This is a genomic window from Pseudomonas sp. J380, assembly GCF_009827115.1.
Classification (GTDB): Bacteria; Pseudomonadota; Gammaproteobacteria; order Pseudomonadales; family Pseudomonadaceae; genus Aquipseudomonas; species Aquipseudomonas paracarnis.
Genome location: NZ_CP043060.1, coordinates 21,221 through 41,550 on the forward strand (window position 1 = coordinate 21,221; position 20,330 = coordinate 41,550).

The following is a 20,330-nucleotide window of genomic DNA, read 5'->3' on the forward strand; positions in this document are numbered from 1 at the left end:
TTGCGTCGCATGTGTGGCATCGTCGGTATCGTCGGTAAGTCGAACGTCAATCAGGCGCTGTATGACGCGCTAACCGTCCTCCAGCACCGCGGCCAGGACGCTGCCGGTATTGTGACCAGCCACGACGGCCGGTTATTCCTGCGCAAGGACAATGGCCTGGTGCGTGACGTGTTCCATCAGCGTCACATGCAGCGCCTCGTCGGGCACATGGGCATTGGCCATGTGCGCTACCCGACTGCCGGTAGCTCGACCTCGGCCGAAGCTCAACCGTTCTACGTCAACTCGCCTTACGGCATCACCTTGGCGCACAACGGTAACCTGACCAACGTTGAACAACTGGCCAAGGAGATCTACGAATCTGACCTGCGCCACGTCAACACCAGCTCCGATTCGGAAGTGCTGCTCAACGTGTTCGCCCACGAGCTGGCCCAGCGCGGCAAGCTGCAGCCGACCGAAGAAGACGTGTTCGCCGCCGTGATCGACGTGCACAACCGTTGCGTCGGTGGTTATGCGGTGGTGGCGATGATCACCGGTTACGGCATCGTTGGTTTCCGCGACCCCCACGGCATTCGCCCGATCGTGTTCGGCCAGCGTCACACCGACGAAGGCGTCGAGTACATGATCGCTTCCGAAAGCGTGTCCCTGGACGTGCTGGGCTTCACCCTGATCCGCGACCTGGCGCCGGGCGAGGCTGTCTACATTACTGAAGACGGCAAGCTGCACACCCGTCAGTGCGCCGTAGCGCCGAAACTCACCCCGTGCATCTTCGAACACGTCTACCTGGCGCGTCCGGATTCGATCATCGACGGCGTCTCGGTCTACAAGGCGCGCCTGCGCATGGGCGAGAAGCTGGCCGAGAAGATCCTGCGCGAGCGTCCCGAGCACGATATCGATGTGGTCATCCCGATCCCGGATACCAGCCGTACCGCTGCGCTGGAACTGGCCAACCACCTGGGCGTCAAGTTCCGCGAAGGCTTCGTGAAGAACCGCTACATCGGCCGTACCTTCATCATGCCCGGCCAGGCTGCGCGCAAGAAATCGGTACGCCAGAAGCTCAACGCCATCGAGCTTGAGTTCCGCGGCAAGAACGTAATGCTGGTAGATGACTCCATCGTGCGGGGCACCACCTGCAAGCAGATCATCCAGATGGCCCGCGAAGCCGGGGCGAAGAACGTGTACTTCTGTTCCGCTGCGCCTGCGGTGCGTTACCCGAACGTGTACGGTATCGACATGCCGAGCGCCCATGAGCTGATCGCGCATAATCGTTCGACCCAGGACGTGGCCGACCTGATCGGCGCCGACTGGCTGATCTACCAGGACCTGCCGGACCTGATCGAAGCGGTTGGCGGTGGCAAGATCAAGATCGAGCAGTTCGACTGCGCCGTGTTCGACGGCAAGTACGTGACCGGCGATGTCGACGAGGCCTACCTGAACAAGATCGAGCAGGCGCGCAACGACTCGTCGAAGATCAAGACACAGGCGGTCAGCGCGATCATCGACCTGTATAACAACTGAGTAAACACCGGCCCTGAGGGGCCGGTTTTGTATCTTAAACAAAGAATTGAATAAGGAGTCGCAGCATGAGTCAGGAATGGGATGCCGGTCGGTTGGACAGCGACCTCGATGGCGTAGCTTTCGATACCCTGGCTGTGCGCGCCGGCCAGCACCGTACCCCGGAAGGTGAGCACGGCGACCCGATGTTCTTCACCTCCAGCTACGTGTTTCGTACTGCCGCCGACGCCGCTGCGCGGTTTGCTGGCGAAGTGCCGGGCAACGTGTATTCGCGCTACACCAACCCGACCGTGCGTGCGTTTGAAGAGCGCATCGCGGCCCTGGAAGGTGCCGAGCAGGCCGTGGCGACTGCCACCGGCATGGCGGCCATCCTGGCCGTGGTGATGAGCCTGTGCAGCGCCGGCGACCATGTGCTGGTATCGCGCAGCGTGTTCGGCTCGACCATCAGCCTGTTCGAGAAGTACTTCAAGCGTTTCGGTGTTGAGGTCGATTACGTGCCCCTGGCGGACCTGTCCGGTTGGGAGGCGGCCATCAAGGCCAATACCAAGCTGTTGTTCGTCGAATCGCCGTCCAACCCGCTCGCTGAGCTGGTGGACATCGCCGCGCTATCCGAAGTCGCCCATGCCAAGGGCGCGATGCTGGTGGTGGACAACTGCTTCTGCACCCCGGCCTTGCAGCAACCGCTGAAGCTGGGTGCGGACATCGTGGTGCACTCGGCAACCAAGTTCATCGACGGCCAGGGCCGTTGCATGGGCGGCGTGGTGGCCGGTCGCAGCGAGCAGATGAAGGAAGTGGTGGGCTTCCTGCGCACCGCCGGCCCGACCCTCAGCCCGTTCAACGCCTGGATCTTCCTCAAAGGCCTGGAAACCCTCAGCCTGCGCATGAAAGCCCATTGCGCCAACGCACAGGCCCTGGCCGAGTGGCTGGAGCAGCAGGACGGTATCGAGAAGGTGCATTACGCCGGCCTCAAGAGTCACCCGCAACACGCCTTGGCCCAGCGCCAGCAGCGCGGTTTCGGTGCAGTGGTGAGTTTTGAAGTGAAGGGCGGCAAAGACGGCGCCTGGCGCTTCATCGACGCGACGCGCTTGATCTCCATTACCGCCAACCTGGGTGACAGCAAGACCACCATCACCCACCCGAGCACTACCTCCCACGGGCGCCTGGCGCCGCAGGAGCGTGAAGCGGCCGGCATCCGTGACAGCCTGATCCGCATTGCGGTGGGCCTGGAAGATGTCGCTGACTTGCAGGCAGACCTGGCCCGCGGGCTGGCGGCCTTGTGATCGAGTGGTCCATGGAGGCCGCAGCGGCCAGTAACGGGCGCGTGGCGCTGGTGACGGGTGCGGCGCGGGGCATTGGCCTCGGGATTGCCGCGTGGCTGATCAGCGAAGGCTGGCAGGTGGTGCTGACCGACCTGGACCGCGAGCGCGGTGCCAAGGTATCCAAGGTGCTGGGCGACAATGCCTGGTTTATCACCATGGACGTGGCCGACGAGAAGCAAGTGGCCCAGGGTGTCGCCGAGGTGCTGGGGCAGTTCGGGCGCCTGGATGCGTTGGTGTGCAACGCGGCGGTGGCCGACCCACGCAATATCACCCTGGAAAGCCTGGACCTGGCGTACTGGAATCGGGTGCTGGCGGTCAACCTCAGTGGGCCGATGCTGTTGGCCAAGCACTGCGCGCCTTACCTGCGTGCCCATGGCGGTGCCATCGTCAACCTGGCCTCGACCCGGGCGCGTCAATCCGAGCCTGACACCGAAGCCTATGCGGCCAGCAAAGGTGGGCTGTTGGCCCTGACCCACGCCCTGGCCATGAGCCTTGGGCCGGAAGTGCGGGTCAATGCGGTCAGCCCTGGCTGGATCGACGCACGTGATCCGGCTGCGCGGCGTGCAGAGCCGCTCACCGACGCCGATCATGCCCAGCATCCGGCGGGCAGGGTGGGGACGGTGGAGGACGTGGCGGCGATGGTGGCCTGGTTGCTGTCACGCCAGGCCGGGTTCGTCACCGGGCAAGAGTTCGTGGTGGACGGCGGCATGAGCAAGAAGATGATTTACAGCGAGTAGGGCGGGTAGCTGTCTTGAAGTCATTTTGTCTTTTTCAGAAAAACTTCAAGCAGGCTATTGACTTAGGTCCGCTACCTGCGTAAATTTCGCGGCCTCAACGAAGCAAAGGGTGATTAGCTCAGCTGGGAGAGCATCTGCCTTACAAGCAGAGGGTCGGCGGTTCGATCCCGTCATCACCCACCACTTCTTGAGAGTTTTGCCCTAGGGCAAGACGCAACGTTAAAGGTTGCACCGACGCGCAGCGGTAGTTCAGTCGGTTAGAATACCGGCCTGTCACGCCGGGGGTCGCGGGTTCGAGTCCCGTCCGCTGCGCCATATTTTCCAGGTTCGATCTGTCGGGCTTGAGATTGAACAGCCAAGGCTGATCGATCAGATGTTTAAAGGTGGTTGAGGGTTCATGCTCAATCAGCCAAGCGATACGCAGCGGTAGTTCAGTCGGTTAGAATACCGGCCTGTCACGCCGGGGGTCGCGGGTTCGAGTCCCGTCCGCTGCGCCATATCTGCATCAAGGCCCACTGAACGCCTTGAAGCACAAGGAAAGCCACTGGCTAACCTTGATCCGATAGCAAAGACCCTGGTCGAAAGACCGGGGTTTTTTGTGTCTGGGGTTTGAAAAAAAGCCTCATCTTCTTCGCTGCCATCAGCGCTCATTATCGGCAAACGGCCGACAGATCATTTCGATTCTGTCGGCCGTTTTGCGTTCTTGTGTCAAAAAATTTCAATGTGGTTATTTGCCGCAGGCGCAGAAACCTTTAAAGTTAACCCTTCGGTCAACTTTGCACTGTCATCATGGCCTTTTGATTCGTCGAGAAAGGTTTCTGCAAGTCTCCAGATTCGGTGTACTTAACCATAAGGGCGGATTTATAACCGCTCAGAGGATGATCCATGTCCAACCGTGAAATAACCCGGCGCTCGTTCCTCCAGGGCGGGCTGGTGGCGGGTGTGAGTGTCACGCTCACGCCGCTCAGCACCCAGGCGCTGGCTGCCTTGATGGAAAACAGCGTGACCGTGCCGTCTGAAAAGTGGCTTGGCCATAACGGCAAGGCGCGCCAGCGTAACGATGCCTTGTCGAAAGTCTGCGGCAGCAAGGTGTTTGCCCGCGACATCCGTTCCAAGGACATGCCTGGCTGGCCCCAGCAGCAAGGTCACGCCATGTTGCTCAAAACCATCAAGGCCGACCACATCTACGCGGGCTACGACCTGTCGTGGCTTGGCGCCGAGCTGCAGCCGGACCGTATTGTCACCGCTACCGACCTGGACAAAGACGGTATCGTCTTCCCGGAAGAACATGCGCCGGACCCGTTGCTACCCGAGGGCAAAGTGCCGATGTTCATCGGTCACCCGGTGGCGATCCTGATCTGGAACGACTTCGAGCGTTTCCGTCAGGCCAAGAACAAGCTCAAGTTCAATGACAAGGCGATTCGTTACGGCGCCAAAGTGCCGTATTACGAAGGTGACCCCTACGGTAGCTTCCGCTACGTGCGCGTGGGTGGCCCGACCTCGGCTGATGAAGACGAATTCGCCAGCCTCAAGGATTCGATCCTGTTCCCGATGCTGAAAAATCGTCGCCCAGTGTGGAATTCCCAGCCGAACCTGCACGGCAACCTGACCGAGCGCGGGCTGTTCTACGCCGAGCGCATGAAGAGCCAGATCAACACGCCACCGGACAACTGGCTGGTGTTTGACGAGCGCTACAAAACCCCATCGATCGAACCGGCCGCCATGGAGCCGGACAACGGCAACGGTTGGTACGATCCAGCAACCAAGACCCTGCACTTTGTGGTGGCCACCCAGTGCCCATTGGAAGTTGCGACCGAGACCGCCAAGATGATCTCGCCGTCGCGCTTCGGCCTGGCCCACCTGAATATGCACCCCGGTTACACCGTGGGTTACGGTTCCAAAGACCACAACATTTTTGTCTACTACGCCGCCCTCGCTGCGTTGTATGGCGCCGGTGTGCCGGTGCGCCTGGCCAACGACCGTTACGAGCAATTCCAGAGCGGCATCAAGCGTCACCCGTTCGATATCCGCTATCAGTTGGCGGTCGACAAGAACGACCACAGCTTCAAAATCTTCCTCGCCGACATGAGCGTCGACGGCGGTGGCCGGATCAACTACAGCCCGTCGGTGGCTGCGGTCGGCGCCACGGCGGCGCAGTCGATCTACTACATGCCGCAGAACGACCTGCAAGTCACCGCGTACCATTCCCGTGGCGTTGAAGCCGGTTCGATGCGGGGCTACGGCACCCTGCAAAGCATGGCGGCGACCGAAATGATGGTCGACGAAATCGCCGGTCGTCTCGGTGTGGATGCCATTGAGCTGCGGCGCAAGAACGCACTGCGTTCGGGCATGAAGAACACCCAGGGCGCGATCCCTGCCGGTGCGTTGCGGCTGCACGAAATTCTCGACAAGGCCGCTGTGCACGACGTGTGGAAAAACCGTGACGCGATCAAGCAACAACGCGAAGCCGCAGACCCGGATAACTGGTATGGCGTCGGTTTTGCCATCTGCCAGAAAGACTTCGGCACCGGTTCCGAAGCGCCGATGGCCAGTGTTGAATTCAGCGCTGACGGTCGCATCAGCCTGCGCCACATCGGAATCGAAATCGGCACCGGCATGTCCACTTCGCAGTCGCTGGTGGTTGCCGACTTCCTCGGCAGCCCGGCCCACGAAGTGAAGACCGGCGAAACACAATGGCAGGAAATGCAACTGGTCACCGGCGGCAACCCTTACACCATGAGCCAGGCCGAGCAGGACAACCTGCTGCGTAACCCGCGTTGGGTGGGCAAGCTCGCGTCGGCGTCTTCGGCGACCAACTCGGCGTACTACTTCAGCCACGCCACCCGCGAAGCGGCGCGTGTGCTGTTCAACCACGGCCTGTGGCCAGCGGCGCTAGAGATCTGGCGCCAGGGCCCGTTCGGCGGCCAGGCCAACCCCTATGTGGTACGCCGCGAAGACGCACATTGGGTGGACGGCAAGCTCACCGCCAACGGCATGCAGCCATTGAGCTTTGAAGAACTGGCCAGGCGCGCTCATGAGCGCGGCCTGGTCACCGCTGCCACGGTCCACGGGTTCAACCGCTGGAGCTGGGCCGAGGCTGAGTACAGCATCGACGGCGTGCGCGAGCGCCTGCCGCTCGACGGTCTGGCGGTGAAATACGGCGATGGCGCACCGAAAGCCAAGCACGCGCTGATGAGCACTGCCGGTTTCCACCTGCTCGATCGCCAGAACGTCAGCTATCCCGCCACCCAGTTGAATAACGCTGCGGTGACGTACTACAGCCCCGTCGCCACGTTGGTCGAGTTGAAGGTCAACAAGGGTTCAGCGCAGGTCGAAGTGCTCAATCACCATTCGTGGGTCGAGTGCGGGCGTGTGCTGGTTGAAGAGTTGGTCAAGGGCCAGCTCGAAGGTGGAGTGGCCATGGGCATCGGTCACGCCTTGATGGAGGAAATGCCGTTGTACGAAGGCGGGCCGGGGGAGGGCGACTGGAACTTCAACCGCTACCGTCTGCCGATGGCGCGTCACGTTGCCGTGTGGAAACAGACCTCGGAGATTCTGCCGGCGCTGTCGCCAAGCGACCCGTCCAAAGGTATCGCTGAAGTGGTGATGATCCCGATTGTCGGGGCCATCGGTAATGCGGTGGCACACGCCATCGGTAAACGTGTTCGCGACCTGCCAATCACGGCTGCACGCATCAAGGAGGCCCTCAATGGCTAACCGTCCGCTTCAACTGACCCTCAATGGTCAACCCGTCGGCCCGGTGGACATCCCTGATGACCTGCCGATGATCGACTACCTGCACGAATACAAAAACCTCACGGGCTCGCGGCTGGGCTGCGGCCAAGGCATTTGCCACGCCTGTGTGGTGATCGTCGACAACCCGGACGGCACCAGCGAAGAAGTGCGCACCTGCATCACCGGCGCGCATTACTTCGAAGGCAAGCAAGTGCGCACTATCGAAGGCCACGCCAAGCGCGATGAGTCGGGCCAGGTCACTGAGCTCAACCCGATCCAGCAGCGCTTCGTGGATGAGTTCGCCTTTCAGTGCAGCTATTGCGCGCCGGGCTTCGTCAACGCGGCGACCGTGTTGGTGGAGAAACTGCAACGCCAGCCGACCGTGTACAGCAAGCTGGAACAAGTCATCGAGGACAGCCTCGGTCATCACGTCTGCCGTTGTACCGGGTACGTGCGTTATTACAACGCCACCCGCAACGTGCTGACCGATCTCGGCCTGGTCAAGGAGGGTTAAGCATGAAGCTTTTTCTGACCCGCCTGGCCTTGGCGGTCGGCCTGGCCGCGCCGGTATTGTTTGCCCACGCTGATGATCAAGCCAAGCGCGGCGAATACCTCGCCCGCGCCGCTGACTGCATGGCCTGCCACACTGCACCGGGCGGCGCGCCGTTTGCCGGCGGCCTGCCGATTGTCTCGCCGTTTGGCACCATCTATGGCACCAATATCACGCCAAGCAAAGAACACGGCATCGGCTTGTACAGCGATGACGAGTTCTTCGCTGCGTTGACCGAGGGCAAGCGTCGCGACGGTGCGTACTTGTATCCGGCGATGCCCTACACCTCGTACCACCTGATGCCGCGTGAAGACTCGGACGCCATTCATGCGTACCTCAAAACCATCGAGCCGATCGAGCGCGCAGCGCCGGTCACGAGCCTGAGCTTTCCCTTCAACGTGCGCCTGGGCCTGATGGGCTGGAACGTGCTGTACGGCAAAGCGCTGAAACTGGAACCGGCCGAAGGCAAGAGCGAAGCCTGGAAGCGCGGCCAGTACATGGTCGAAGTGCTCGGCCACTGCGGCGAATGCCACACGCCACGTGGCCTGCCCGGTGCGATGGAGCTAGACAAGCGCCTGACCGGCGGCATCCTCAATGGCTATCTGGCGCCCAGCCTGCTCGCCACCGACCTGGCCGCACGCGGCTGGAATGAGCAGGACCTGGCCACCTTCCTCAAGCACGGCATGAGCGCCCAAGGGACGATGTTCAACGAGATGTTCCCGGTGTTCCACAACAGCACCCAGGGCCTGAGCGATACGGACCTGGCCGCGATGGCGACCTTCCTGCTCGGTGATAAACCGCCCGCAGCCAAGGCGCTGGTCGAAGTGCCGGTGGAACACCTTGGCCCGAGCGCTCAGCGCGGCCGCCAGGAATACCTGAACGTCTGTGCCGGTTGCCATGCCGCCGATGGTGAAGGCAAGCCGCACATCGCGGTGGCGATGCGCGGCAACACCACGCTGCGTCTGGAAGACCCGCGCAACCTGGTGCGGGTGATCGAGGACGGGATTGGCGAGCAGAAGTTCTCCGGGTTCGAGCACATGCAACCGATGCCGGGCTTCGCGGGAAAACTCAGCCCGGAACAACTCACCGATCTGATCAATTACCTGCGCCAAGGCTGGGGCGGGCAATCGGCGGAGCTGGCGGTGAGCGATGTGCAGAAGCTGCAGGCTGAGGCGCCGTCCATCGAGCACAAGGCGCACTGACATGCAGCATCTGGATCTGCAGGTGATACGACGGGCGCTGGCGTGGTCGGTGGCGGGGCAGCGCATTTGGCTCTGTACGGTGCTGGCCACCTACGGCTCGGCGCCGCGGGCGCCGGGTTCGCTGCTGGCGGTGAACGCCGCTGGGCAGTGGATTGGGTCGTTGTCGGGTGGTTGCGTCGAGGAAGACTTTCTCGAACGCGTCGCCGAAGGTGCGTTTTTCGCTGCGGTCAACGTGGTGCGCTACGGCGCAGGGGACGATCCGCGCTCGCGGGTCAGCCTGCCCTGCGGCGGCATTCTCGATGTATTGGTTGAGAAGTTCGAGCCTGACTGCGAGGTGCAGGCGCACCTACGTGAAGTGGAGTCGGCGCTGCTCGGGCAGCGCCGCTTGATTCGCCAAGTCGACCTGGCCAGCGGGGCGCGCAGCCTGGTCGCTGATTGTGAGCAGGGCGTGCGCATCGAGCGTGACAGTGAGCGGGTGCGCATCCGCGTCGGTGCGGCTCAGCGTTTATTGCTGGCTGGGTACTCCAGCGTGGCGCAGGCGTGTGCCGAGTTTGCAGTCGGCCTTGGGTTTGAAGTGATTCTCTGCGACCCACGTGATGAAGTGCTCGAAGGCGTGGTGCTCAATGGCGTGGAGATTCGTCGCCAGTTGCCGTCGGTGTTTATTGCCGACGGCGGCTGTCACCGTGATACGGCGGTGGTTGCGCTGACGCATGACCCGCGTATCGACGATCTGGCGATGATGGAAGCGGTGCGTACCGACGCGTTCTACATTGGCGTGATGGGGTCGTTGCAGACCTCGCAGAAGCGCTTTGAGCGACTGCGCCGCATCGGTGGGTTGGGGGAGCCTGAACTGGCGCGGATACACGCGCCTATCGGGCTTAACCTGGGCAGCAGGACGCCGTCGGAAATTGCGTTGGCGGTATTGGCGGATATCGTACGGATTCGTAGCGGGATTGCTCGCGACCAGCTCTGAGCGCATCTTTGCTTGAAGGCTTGATGTAAATGTGGCGAGGGAGCTTGCTCCCGCTGGAGTGCGTAGCGCTCCCAGGCTTTTGGGGCCGCTTCGCAGCCCAGCGGGAGCAAGCTCCCTCGCCACAGTCTGCCTGTGTTTACATCCCGAATTTATCCCGCAACCCGTAGTACCAAGCCCCCAGCGCCGCAAACGGCGTGCGCAACATTTGCCCACCCGGGAACGGGTAATGCGGCAAGCCCGCAAACGCATCAAAACGCTCAGCCTGACCTCGCAAGGCCTCCGCCAGTACTTTGCCTGCCAAGTGCGTGTACGTCACGCCATGACCGCTACAGCCCTGGGAGTAATAGATGTTGTCACCCAGGCGGCCGACCTGCGGCAAACGCGATAGGGTGAGCAGGAAATTGCCGGTCCAGGCGTAGTCGATCTTCACGTTCTTCAGTTGCGGAAAGGCCTTGAGCATTTTCGGTCGGATGATCGCTTCGATATTCGCCGGGTCCCGCGCGCCATAGACCACGCCGCCGCCGAAGATCAGGCGCTTGTCGCTGGTGAGGCGGTAGTAGTCGAGCAGGTAGTTGCAGTCCTCGACACAGTAATCCTGTGGCAATAAAGTCTTGGCTACTTCATCGCCCAGTGGCGCCGTGGTGATCACTTGGGTGCCGCACGGCATCGACTTGGCCGCTAGCTCCGGCACCAGATTGCCCAGGTAAGCGTTCCCCGCGACGATAATGAATTTGGCCCTGACCCTGCCTTCGGCGGTGTGTACCACCGGATTGGCACCGCGCTCAATGCGCACCGCTGCCGATTGCTCATAGATCGTGCCGCCCAGGGATTCCACAGCCGCGGCTTCACCGAGCGCCAGGTTGAGCGGGTGGATATGGCCACCGCTCATGTCCAGCAAACCCCCCACATAGTTGTCACAGGCCACCACCTCGCGGATGCGGCGCTCGTTCAGCAACTCCAGTTGCGTATGGCCGTAGCGCTCCCACAGACGCTTTTGCGACTCCAGGTGGCCCATGTGCTTGCTGTTGAGGGCGGCGAACACGCCACCGTCCTTCAAGTCGCACTGGATCTGATACTTGGCCACGCGCTCACGGATGATCCTGCCGCCTTCAAACGCCATCTGCCCCAACAACTGCGCCTGGTGAGGCCCGACGCTGCGCTCGATCACGTCGATATCGCGGCTGTAACTATTGACGATCTGCCCACCGTTGCGGCCCGAGGCACCAAAACCGACCTTGGCGGCTTCCAGCACCGTAACGCGAAAGCCGCTCTCCAGCAAAAACAGCGCACTGGAAAGCCCAGTATAGCCGGCCCCGATCACGCACACATCGGTCTCGACTTCACCTTGCAACACAGGACGGGGCGGAACTGCATTCGCGGAAGCGGCGTAATACGACTGGGGGTAGGGGGTGTTCGCCATCCTGGAACCTCTGTTTTATATTTTTTACGAGTGCGCCGATCCTACCTGAGTTGAAAATTGCCTGCCAGCCACCCGAAAATCACGGGTGTACCCGGCGCAAATAAAAAATTCGCATATTCATAGGGTTAGCTGCAAAAAAGATGTTGACACCCCTTCGGAATTCCGTAGAATGCCGCCTCACAGCAGGCACGTAGCTCAGTTGGTTAGAGCACCACCTTGACATGGTGGGGGTCGTTGGTTCGAGTCCAATCGCGCCTACCAAACAAAATCCGCTCTGCTGGGCGGTCTAGAGGGGTCATCGGAAACGGTGACCCCTTTTTGCTTTCTGCGATTTGCAAAACTTTTGCAAAACTTTTGCAAAACCCCCAACTGACTTATGCTCTATAACTGATCTGCTGTAAGTACATCCAGTTCTGATCTCTCGCCAGGATGGGTATGATGGCGCTTTGGTATGTGGTCTCAACGCGTGCTCAAAACATGATTGCAATCGCTGGAACCATCTGGCGTTTGCTAAGCAAATCAGTGTCATAGGGAAGTGAATTTAGATGTACATATCAAAAAATTTTGGTTTCTCTTTTTCGACCGCGAAAAGTGACATACCGCTCTGTGACTTCCTGAATTCTCTAGTTGGCAAGAATATAGAGTTCTCCCTAAAATCTGGGAATGTTCGTCGTATTATAGTTGATCAAAGTGATAATTTCTTTTGTGGTGTCGTTATTACCCTTAAGGATCAGAGAAGCTATGCTTCGCTGGTGAACGATCAAGGTCAGGTCAAAGTTAAGATCTCTGATCTTGCAGACCTTGAGCAAATCGCAGAGTTTAATTTTTGGGTTATAAATAAGCTTAATGGATTTGGCATGTATCAGTATCATTATGGTGCTTGTACGCTTTCAAACTTTGCTTCAATGGTCACATCTCAATATCGAAGGGATCTTGAGGCTAAAAGAAAGGTTGAACTTGCGAAATTGCCAGATAAGGCTCCTGCGAAGCAAGAGAAAGCAGTCAATAGTCGCTTTTTTCATGGCTTGGCTTTTGAGATGTTAGTCCAGGCTAGGGATATTGAAGAGGTTTTGGCCAAATACAAAGAAATTCGGTCCTTCAAGTATGAGGTCGCATCAGTTGAAGCTCTCGCTAATGACGATTTTCCACTTCTTGGCATGGTGTCCAAGGTTCGTCATCATGTTAGTTTTGACAGCACTGTAGATTCCCATTTGATTATCAAAGGGATTCAGAACATGATGTCGTCGGTTAAGGATAGGAGCGGTAGAGTCGAGGTTCTTGATGATGAAGATGAACCTTTTTCCGTTAAGCTTATGGACGTTCCCGTTAATTTCGGCGAGATGCCATATGACATTTTCATGAAAGGGCTAGCCACGTTTGACTCGGCTGACGCGAGCAAATGTGATCTGATTAAAGTGCTTATGGATAAGTGCGAAAAGGAGTACGCTCATGTATTCACAAAAAAAGTTGCGAATTAATCTAAAGGAGCGGTGGGTAATACCTACCGCTATTATTATTACAATGGTTTTGTACGCGGCTGTTATCCTGCTAGCTACGAGCCCCTCTAGTTTAGTTGACTTTATTTTGCTTCCGCCCGGAACCACTCGAAGGATATATGAGTTCTATGCTGGCAATTTGCGAGGAAGTTTTTTTACCGGCTTTCTTGCGCTAGGTGGTTTCTTAATGTCGGCCAAGACCTTCATTATTGTAAATATGAAAAAGGAGGTTTATGACTCTGCGGCGTATGAGAAGAAATGGCTAGATGGCCTTATGCTGAACGGTGCTGCAAAATATGATACTTTGTTTTACCCTCTTCGTCGGTTAAGTAATATTATTTTTTATACAATTGCTTTTTGTTTTATCGCGTCTGTAGCCCAGCTTACTGTGGGGCTATTTAAAAATATTCCTGCAGTGATGATATGCTTCTTTCTTGTCGTTGTTGCGGTTTGTTTCTTGATGTTGTCACTGTTTTTGATTAAGAAGAATCTTGGGACAATGTTCGATCATCTTGATGAAAAAAGTCGTCAAAAAATGGAGGCTGACCGTAATGGAACCCCCCTGCAATAGGGGGTTGCTACAGAGCCAATTCGGCGCTTACTACGACGTACTCTATTTTCTTTTCTTCATGTCCCTCCTGATAGTGCCTCGTCATTTTCTCATCCGCATGTCCCATGAGCGCCTGGATATATTCCTGCGGGAATTTCTGCTGCTCATACAGCCACGCGCCCAATGCGCGGATCTCGTGAAAAGTGGGGCGCTCACCAGCCGGCACATGGTCGTAGGCGTGCGCGGCGTCCCTGGCCTTGCTGAACTCTTTGGTCAGGTAGTCCGGCGTTACGGATGTCCAGTGGTCCTTGGCGTCTATCTGTTCCCGCCGCCTGGCTTTGGGCTTGTAGTGGATCAGGTAGGGCGAGGCGAGCGGCGAGCGCAGGCACTCCCCAACCACCTCCCGCAGCGCAGCGCCCATGGTGATTTTGAGGTGCACAGGGTTCTCATAACCCTGGGTCTTTCCGGGGGAGACGGTCAGCGTGTTCTTTTCCATGTCGGCCGCTGACTTTAGCCAGGTGACGATGTCGTCCCGGCGCTGAAGGCTGGCCAACGCCAAGCGGATTGCGCGCTTCAGCCATGGCGGCGTTGTCGCGGCATCGATGATCAGCCTCAATCCGTCGAGCGTGTGGCGCTGGCGCTTCTTCTCGGCCTCCTTCTTGACCAGGGTCAGCTCTGCGTTGTTGCGCTCGGCCAGGCCCTTGGCCACCGCAAAGGCGAAGATCTGCACCCATAGCCCGCGGTGCTTCGTGTAGGCGTTGTTGCTGAAGTTATCTAGGTACTCGGCCATCGCCAGCACATCCAGTTGGCCGATCAGGCGGTCGCCCAGGTCCTGCCGGTACCGCTCAAGCTTGAACTTGATTTCCTCCAGGGTGCGGGCGGCGTATGACCGGTCAGGTAGCCATTCCTCTTCGAAGCGCTTCAGCAGGTTGCTCACCATGGGAAGCCGGTCTCCGGTCAGCACAGCCAGCAGCGAGCCGTCATCGACTACCAACTCGGCAAACTTGAGGTTGGCCGCCCGGGCCAGCTTGATTGCCTCCTCCAGCGGGCGGTTAATGCTGGTCATCACGCCGGTGACCGGGTTGCGATATCGCCAGTACTTCCCGTTAGGGTAAAGGTTTGGCGGCAGCTTTCTGTTTTGCAGCGTGCGGGGCCGGGCAGCCATCACCCAATCTCCAGCATCTTGGCCAGCAGCGGGTCACTCGATCCCATGACCGCCGCCTGCACGTCGACGAAATACATCCCGCCTTTTACCTCTCCGATCACTTCGCCTTCCTCAATCCATTTTTTCAACTGCTGCAGGCTCGGCTTTCCGCCGACGTACCGCAACTTCCTGTATTCGCCGGCCTCCATGAGGCGCGGCAGCTTGACCGTAATCTGGGCAAGGACTTTTGCCATCCCTACCTCCCGCCAGCCGTGGGCCGCGCTGTCTTGATGATTTGAATTGCCAGGCCGAAGGTGATCAGCAGCCAGGTGCAGGTGCCGGTGAAGGCGTAGATCAGTGCCTCGGTGGTGCCGGTGTCCAGCAGGTCGAGCCCGAGCCAGCCGAACCAGCCGATGGTTCCTACCAGGTACAGCAAAGCGCCCAGCAGTATCAGGGTGAGTTTCATAGCGAACATGGGGTGTCCTTGCCGCGCTGGGCGGCAGAAGGTGGGTTAGGGTTATGCTCTTTCGCAGAGATCCAAGCCGATCTGGCTTACGCGATCGACACAGGCTGGGTTCAGCCAGATGCATTCGGTTCGGTTGGCTGTACCGCGGCCGGCGCTGATGCGGGCAGATGTGCTGTAGCTGGCCCAGCCGGGTAGAAGCTCCGCGTACAGGTCACTCGGGTATCCCGACAGCACGACCATTCCTTCTAGATCGAGCAAAACCCCGAGTAGCTCGCGATGTGCGGCATCATCCATCTCGTGTTTGTAGTACCGGCCGCTCGACGCGCCTTTGTACCTGGTGTCATGCACGTAGGGAGGGTCGACGTAATGCAATGTCTGCGGGCCGTCGTGCGTCTTGATCACCTCGATCGCGGGGCGGTTTTCGATTAGCACGCCGCTGAGCCTCTGGCCAACCTCGGCAAGTTGCTCCGGATAGGAGGCCCAGAGTGACTGGGCTGTGCCGTATTGGCGCTTGGTGTCGATGCGGAAGCCGGTCACGCCCTTGGTCGCACCGGCGGAGCCGAACCCCATTTGCGCCCTGATGATGGTCCGCCTTGCACGTTCGATCGGCTCGGCGCTCGGCTCCCAGGAAAGTTCGAACTCTTCGCGGGAGTAGGGCGTGAATACCAGGCGCTCGACAAGTCCCGATCGCGACTCCTGATCCTGCAAAACCCTGAACAGATTCACGATGTCGCCATCGAGGTCGTTGTAGACCTCGGCATACGCCCGAGGCTTTTGCATCAGAACGCCAGCGGCGCCGCCGAACGACTCCACGTAGCAGGTGTGCGGTGGGAAATGTTGCAACACCCACGGCGCAAGCCGGAACTTGGCGCCGTGGTACCGGATAACCGGGGCGGTGATGGTCATAATTGTTTTCCAGGCGTGCGCCCGCCGCTCACCGGCAGGCATGTAGGGGGATTGGGGTTAGGGCTAAAGGGTTATGGCTTCCAGCTTCTACCAACACGGAAAACCATCATCAAGTTGTGATGGAGAGGGACCTTGAGAACGTGGTCGAAAAACTCGCCCTTGCCGGTGATGAACCCCGTAGGCACCTTGCTTTCAGCGGTACCGAATTCCCGCCAACATTCTTCGCCACCGTTCTTTTCCCAGTAGGCGCGTTCTCGTTTCGGGATCTCGTCGTAAGTTTTATAAAACATCGAGTGGTCCGGAATATCGCAGATCCGGCGCCACGCTGGATTTCGCTTGCACCAGTCGGCAGCACGTTGAGAGGCCTGCTCGGTAGAATAAAATTCTTTGGTGTTCTGTTCGGTCATGGCGTCACCCGCTGGCCGAGCATCACGTCGGAGACAATTTCCCAGAGCTGGGCCGGTGACCACTGGTACCGGTCGAAGTCGGTGTCGGGCTGAACGCCGTAGGTGCAAGTCGAATGGGCTCCCGCCGGGTACTCGCCGCGCTTCGCCATGATCGTCGCCACCCGACCATCACCGCCCGGCGTCGTAGTGTGGTAGTCGTAGGCGATGGTGTTGTAGTCATTGCCCGCCGCAACCTTGAACTCGCCGTCGATAACTAGATTGGCCCGGCCGATCAGCACCAGGACCTGCAAGCACTCGTCCCGGATCTTTGCCCCAACGACCTGTTTCAGGTCGCGCGGAATGTTGCGCACCAGGTCAAGCGAAAGCCCGAGCAACTCCTCGGCCACCTTGTGGATTTCCAAATCCGTATGCAGCGCCATCCCTGGCCTCCTGAAAAGCGAGGGTGCTATCGCACCCATGAATGAAGAATTGAATGATCAAATAAACTTTCTGCGGACAGGGCGCGCGAGCCGCTCGACGCCCTTGCCGCCGCAGTTGAGCCAGCCATCTTCAAAGACCATGACGTAGGCGTAGTAGGCGGAGCGCTGCGAACTGGTCCAGTGGTAGGCCTGGGTGAATACCTGTGGAACCGTGATTTCGAGGAAGGACGCCTCACGACGCGCCATAAGATAGAAGTCCTTGTGCCCGTCGCGCTCGAATGCGGCGCAAAACTGGGCGGCAGGTTGGTCATGCTCCCGATTGCTGCTTGCCAGGTGCGCGGTGTTGGCCTGGCCATCCCATGGGGATTTGGCGCCGTCGAGTTCCTGGCCGTAGCCGCCCCACTCATGGGTCGCCTCAGCATCGCTGCCCGTCGGAACGATCAGGTAGTAGGGCTTGTCGCCGCCAGGGAACAGGCCGCCGTTAACACCGCCTTCGCCGGGCCAGTATTCGCCGATGGCTGGGATGCCGCTTGCCGCAATGGTCGGTGCCGCGGCGATGGCCAGGGTTGCCAGTTTCAGCACCACCCCTTCGTCCGGGCTGCTGATAGTAAGATCTCCACGGGTGTACGTGGTCAATTCATTGGTGCGCATGAGATGCTCCTGTGAGCGAGATAAGGGTGCAGGTAGCCGGCGCTTCCCGACGAGCTTCTGGTCTGAACGCCGTCCTGGCGCTCCCGGGAATCACCTGCGAAAAACGATTGAAGGAATGAATTACTGAATGATGAGGCTGCGGACAGGGCGCGCGAGCCGCTCGATGCCCTTGCCGTAGTGGCGGAGCCAGCCATCTCCAAAGTCCATGACGTAGGCGAGGTTGGCGGAGCGCTGCGAACTCAGCCAATGGAAGCGCTCTTCGTTCAGCACCACCAGGCCATCGGCCTTGGCTGCCATCACCAGCTGCCCCTCAAGGCAGGACGGGATGTGGCCATCCAACTCCAGCGCCTTGATGGCAATCACGCTGCCAGCTTCAGCCATTGCACGGGTGTTGGCTTCGCCGTCGCTGTAACTGCCTGCGCCTTTGATCTCGACGCCGTACTCGCCCCACGGCCCGCTGAGTTCGTCAGGCATCAGGATCAGGGCGCGCTCTACACCGTTGAGCCAGTAGCGGGTGACGAACACGCCGCCGGCCAGAGGTTGGCCGCGCTCAGGGAGTTCTGCGGCGAGTACTGTTTGCTGTGCTTGCTTGGTCATGAGGTTACTCCGGGTAAGCGCCGCCCTCCGGTTACCGGATGCAGCGAGCAGGGTGGGTTATGCGGGTTCGATGCCGGTCTTGCTGAATTCTTCAAGCTGTCGCGACTGCTTTTCTGTTATCTCGAAATCAGGTCGCGACATGGTTGTGTATCGGGCCGACTCATCGGCGGGCGCTGCTGCCAGATTGATCAGGAGCGTTGATACCGTTTCCTGCCATTCTTCAAAGTCGTGCCGCTGGCCCAGCACTTGAAGCGCATCATCGAGCGCTTTCGAGACAATCAGCGTTCGCTTCTCGGCGCCGATCCGGTCGAGCAGCGCCTTCTCTTTCGCACGCTTGTCCCGCTGGATCTGCGCGTTGTCCTTGGCCATGGCCTACCTCTTCGATTTCATGTGCTGGCAAATCAAGCCATGCCTGCCGCCGTCGCTGTCGCACCTGGTTGCTGATGCGCTTCATGGGGTGTCAGCGAACTTGAAGCCGTTCTCCTGGGCGATCAGCGTCACGCGCTTGATGTGCATGCCGAGGTCTTTGCTGCCACGCTGGCCACAACGCCCTTGTCGGCTTCAGCGCGCACGGCCGGTGCGAGTTTGTCGCGTTCTTTGCGCAGGCGTTCGTGGTGTGCCGTGGTGCCGTTGTAGGGACCATCGACACCGACGCCGTTCGGGATGAGCTGGGCTTTCTTGCCGGACCCGAAGAAGGCGTCCAGCTGCTGGTTCAGCTCGTCGATGATCGAGCGCCGCGGATCCGGCATTGGCTCGCCGATCATGGCTGTGCACCGTAGTAGGCGAACAACACAAGCAGCGCCGAGAAACCAGCCGTCCAGCGCGCCATTCGCCATCCGAAGCGATTCGATGTGGCCGTGACTGCGCTGAAAAAGTCAGCGTTGCGCTCGAGCTGATCGGCGTACTGGCAAGCGCCGTCGTGACCGGTGCGTGCGCCGCGGGAAACGCCTGTGGAGCGCTCCACCACATCGAACAGATTCTTGCCGAGCGGCACCACGTTGAAGCGCGGCACCTTCACTGGCTGTTCGCGACCGATCTTCATGTACATCTCCGAAGTGGAAAGCGAAACACGTTCCCGCAGGGCCTGCAGAACGGCTTGGCTTTGTTGGATGGCTGGGTTCATGCCGACTCCTTGGTTGTGGTTGCGTTTATTCGTCAGCACCCTGACCGCCTGGTATGTGCCGGTGGGCCCAGGGGAGGGTGCTGACGGATAAAGGCGCGCGCAAAAGAAAGGCCCGTTGGACGTTCGGGCCATTCTCGGATGCAGTAGTTTGAGTTTTGGGCGGGACCGTTAGCGCCAGAACGCCGCGATCCCGGTGGTACATCGCCAGGCCTCGCGGTGATGGCGCACTTGATCGTGTGGCACGCTTGAGAGAACTCGAGGTTCTGGCCTCTCGAAACTCAGCGTGGCACCGATCAGGATCAGTAGGAGCATGGTGTTCTCCAGTGGGTGGTTGATGCAGGTGGCCGCATAGCGGTATTGGTCGTCCGCATCCCGCTGCCCACTCAGTGAATGGGCAGAAGTGATGCTTTCGGTTATGCGGTGAGGCTTGGTCTTTCGGACTGGCGAACCACTCGCACCTGTGCGGTGCGTCGATCTGGCGCCCGGCGATCTCGGCGCATGGCGTCGTCACCGATCATTGCGTGCATGGCGATCAAGGCCGCCAGAGCGAAGCACATCGGCGAGATGATCTGTCGGCGCATCGCTTCGGCAACTGCGGCGGTCTGGCGGGTCACGCCGAGCTTGAACATGGCGCAGGACAGCCGCTTTGCCACGGTGCAGGCTGCCACGTCGAATTGGCGGGCAATCTCCTTGGCTGTCTTGCCCTGGGCAGTGCCCAGCAGGTACTGAACTTCTTTTGGCGCAAGGCCGCGTCCGAGATGACCCTTCCATGCGCCGCTGACGATTGTTGCTTCCATCAATGTGACTCCCGGTTGGTTTCCCGTCTGGCCCTGTCGCCAAGGCCAGCCAGTGAAATCTTCCGTTCTGTTTAAAGAGCTTGTTCCAGTCGGTCCCGTTTTCAGGGGCTGGGAGATCACTTCGCTGATCCCGAGCTATCTGGCGGCTTCACCAGTCGTGTATTGCCGAGTTCTGCTCGGCGATGGAGCAAATTTAGAAAACTAAACAGAATTCGTCAACCGTTATTTTAGATATCTTAACTTTTGTGGCGGCGAGGTACGCCCGAACGTTGATTGCGTCAAGACTTACGCGATTAGAAAAGTTCGGTTAATCTGCGTATAAACCT

At 59.4% G+C, this 20,330-nt stretch carries 22 protein-coding genes and 4 tRNA genes; 13 read left to right on the forward strand and 13 right to left on the reverse strand.

Annotation, left to right across the window (positions count from 1 at the left end):
- The first annotated feature begins 9 nt into the window (after positions 1–9).
- The 10 genes from purF to FXO12_RS00135 all read left to right on the forward strand — a co-directional run bounded on the left by purF (position 10) and on the right by FXO12_RS00135 (position 10,028).
- The gene (purF, locus tag FXO12_RS00090) at positions 10–1,515 is read left to right on the forward strand and encodes an amidophosphoribosyltransferase (RefSeq protein WP_003192537.1); all 1,506 of its coding nucleotides are present in this window, start codon (positions 10–12) and stop codon (positions 1,513–1,515) included.
- Between the two features lie 65 nt (positions 1,516–1,580).
- Positions 1,581–2,792 carry an O-succinylhomoserine sulfhydrylase gene (locus tag FXO12_RS00095; protein ID WP_057977625.1) on the forward strand — a complete coding sequence of 404 codons (1,212 nt, stop codon included), beginning with the start codon at positions 1,581–1,583 and terminating at the stop codon, positions 2,790–2,792.
- A gap of 11 nt (positions 2,793–2,803) precedes the next feature.
- Positions 2,804–3,568: an SDR family oxidoreductase gene (locus FXO12_RS00100; protein WP_003192533.1), complete on the forward strand. Its 765-nt coding sequence runs from the start codon at positions 2,804–2,806 to the stop codon at positions 3,566–3,568.
- 107 nt (positions 3,569–3,675) lie between these two features.
- Positions 3,676–3,751 (forward strand) — tRNA-Val (locus FXO12_RS00105).
- A gap of 55 nt (positions 3,752–3,806) precedes the next feature.
- Positions 3,807–3,883 (forward strand) — tRNA-Asp (locus tag FXO12_RS00110).
- A gap of 105 nt (positions 3,884–3,988) precedes the next feature.
- Positions 3,989–4,065 (forward strand) — tRNA-Asp (locus tag FXO12_RS00115).
- A 388-nt stretch (positions 4,066–4,453) separates the two neighbouring features.
- Positions 4,454–7,285, forward strand: a complete 2,832-nt coding sequence (locus FXO12_RS00120; RefSeq protein WP_057977627.1) for a xanthine dehydrogenase family protein molybdopterin-binding subunit — start codon at positions 4,454–4,456, stop codon at positions 7,283–7,285.
- Positions 7,278–7,817, forward strand: coding sequence for a (2Fe-2S)-binding protein (locus FXO12_RS00125; RefSeq protein ID WP_054922414.1), 540 nt, complete (start codon positions 7,278–7,280; stop codon positions 7,815–7,817). The genes FXO12_RS00120 and FXO12_RS00125 overlap by 8 nt, the downstream gene beginning before the upstream one ends.
- 2 nt (positions 7,818–7,819) lie before the next feature.
- Positions 7,820–9,055 (forward strand): cytochrome c, encoded by a 1,236-nt coding sequence (locus FXO12_RS00130; RefSeq protein WP_034128254.1) that lies wholly within the window; start codon positions 7,820–7,822, stop codon positions 9,053–9,055.
- A 1-nt stretch (position 9,056) separates the two neighbouring features.
- Positions 9,057–10,028: an XdhC family protein gene (locus FXO12_RS00135; RefSeq protein WP_054898769.1), complete on the forward strand. Its 972-nt coding sequence runs from the start codon at positions 9,057–9,059 to the stop codon at positions 10,026–10,028.
- 136 nt (positions 10,029–10,164) lie between these two features.
- Here FXO12_RS00135 and FXO12_RS00140 read toward each other — a convergent pair whose 3' ends face one another.
- Entirely contained in the window at positions 10,165–11,448 is a 1,284-nt protein-coding gene (locus FXO12_RS00140; RefSeq protein WP_057977629.1) for an FAD-binding oxidoreductase, read from the reverse strand.
- A 184-nt stretch (positions 11,449–11,632) separates the two neighbouring features.
- Here FXO12_RS00140 and FXO12_RS00145 point away from each other — a divergent pair.
- The 3 genes from FXO12_RS00145 (at position 11,633) to FXO12_RS00155 (ending at position 13,515) form a co-directional block, all read left to right on the forward strand.
- Positions 11,633–11,709, forward strand: a tRNA-Val gene (locus tag FXO12_RS00145).
- Between the two features lie 284 nt (positions 11,710–11,993).
- Complete coding sequence (locus tag FXO12_RS00150) at positions 11,994–12,926, forward strand: hypothetical protein (RefSeq protein ID WP_160049348.1); 933 nt, start codon at positions 11,994–11,996, stop codon at positions 12,924–12,926.
- Positions 12,898–13,515 carry a hypothetical protein gene (locus FXO12_RS00155; protein WP_160049350.1) on the forward strand — a complete coding sequence of 206 codons (618 nt, stop codon included), beginning with the start codon at positions 12,898–12,900 and terminating at the stop codon, positions 13,513–13,515. Before FXO12_RS00150 ends, FXO12_RS00155 begins: the two co-directional genes overlap by 29 nt.
- A 7-nt stretch (positions 13,516–13,522) precedes the next feature.
- On the opposite strand, the gene FXO12_RS00160 is transcribed toward FXO12_RS00155, so the two are convergent.
- The 12 genes from FXO12_RS00160 to FXO12_RS00215 form a co-directional block, all read right to left on the reverse strand.
- On the reverse strand, positions 13,523–14,659 hold the full coding sequence (locus tag FXO12_RS00160) for a tyrosine-type recombinase/integrase (protein ID WP_160049352.1): 1,137 nt from the start codon (positions 14,657–14,659) through the stop codon (positions 13,523–13,525).
- Positions 14,659–14,892 (reverse strand): hypothetical protein, encoded by a 234-nt coding sequence (locus FXO12_RS00165; RefSeq protein WP_034134173.1) that lies wholly within the window; start codon positions 14,890–14,892, stop codon positions 14,659–14,661. The genes FXO12_RS00160 and FXO12_RS00165 overlap by 1 nt, the downstream gene beginning before the upstream one ends.
- A 2-nt stretch (positions 14,893–14,894) precedes the next feature.
- Positions 14,895–15,113, reverse strand: a complete 219-nt coding sequence (locus tag FXO12_RS00170; RefSeq protein WP_160049354.1) for a hypothetical protein — start codon at positions 15,111–15,113, stop codon at positions 14,895–14,897.
- A 42-nt stretch (positions 15,114–15,155) separates the two neighbouring features.
- Entirely contained in the window at positions 15,156–16,010 is an 855-nt protein-coding gene (locus FXO12_RS00175; RefSeq protein ID WP_160049356.1) for a DNA adenine methylase, read from the reverse strand.
- 71 nt (positions 16,011–16,081) lie between these two features.
- Positions 16,082–16,417: a hypothetical protein gene (locus FXO12_RS00180; protein ID WP_160049358.1), complete on the reverse strand. Its 336-nt coding sequence runs from the start codon at positions 16,415–16,417 to the stop codon at positions 16,082–16,084.
- A complete protein-coding gene (locus FXO12_RS28845) occupies positions 16,414–16,836 on the reverse strand; it encodes a hypothetical protein (protein WP_160049360.1) in 423 nt (140 codons plus the stop codon). Before FXO12_RS28845 ends, FXO12_RS00180 begins: the two co-directional genes overlap by 4 nt.
- A 57-nt stretch (positions 16,837–16,893) precedes the next feature.
- Positions 16,894–17,487, reverse strand: coding sequence for a DUF1566 domain-containing protein (locus FXO12_RS00190; protein ID WP_160049362.1), 594 nt, complete (start codon positions 17,485–17,487; stop codon positions 16,894–16,896).
- Positions 17,488–17,607: 120 nt separating this feature from the next.
- Positions 17,608–18,084, reverse strand: coding sequence for a hypothetical protein (locus FXO12_RS00195; RefSeq protein WP_160049364.1), 477 nt, complete (start codon positions 18,082–18,084; stop codon positions 17,608–17,610).
- Positions 18,085–18,141: 57 nt separating this feature from the next.
- Positions 18,142–18,453: a hypothetical protein gene (locus FXO12_RS00200; RefSeq protein ID WP_160049366.1), complete on the reverse strand. Its 312-nt coding sequence runs from the start codon at positions 18,451–18,453 to the stop codon at positions 18,142–18,144.
- Between the two features lie 128 nt (positions 18,454–18,581).
- Positions 18,582–18,848 (reverse strand): hypothetical protein, encoded by a 267-nt coding sequence (locus FXO12_RS00205; RefSeq protein ID WP_256678909.1) that lies wholly within the window; start codon positions 18,846–18,848, stop codon positions 18,582–18,584.
- Complete coding sequence (locus tag FXO12_RS00210; protein WP_160049368.1) at positions 18,845–19,207, reverse strand: hypothetical protein; 363 nt, start codon at positions 19,205–19,207, stop codon at positions 18,845–18,847. Before FXO12_RS00210 ends, FXO12_RS00205 begins: the two co-directional genes overlap by 4 nt.
- Positions 19,208–19,620: 413 nt before the next feature.
- The gene (locus FXO12_RS00215; protein WP_160049370.1) at positions 19,621–20,004 is read right to left on the reverse strand and encodes a response regulator transcription factor; all 384 of its coding nucleotides are present in this window, start codon (positions 20,002–20,004) and stop codon (positions 19,621–19,623) included.
- Positions 20,005–20,330: the final 326 nt, after the last annotated feature.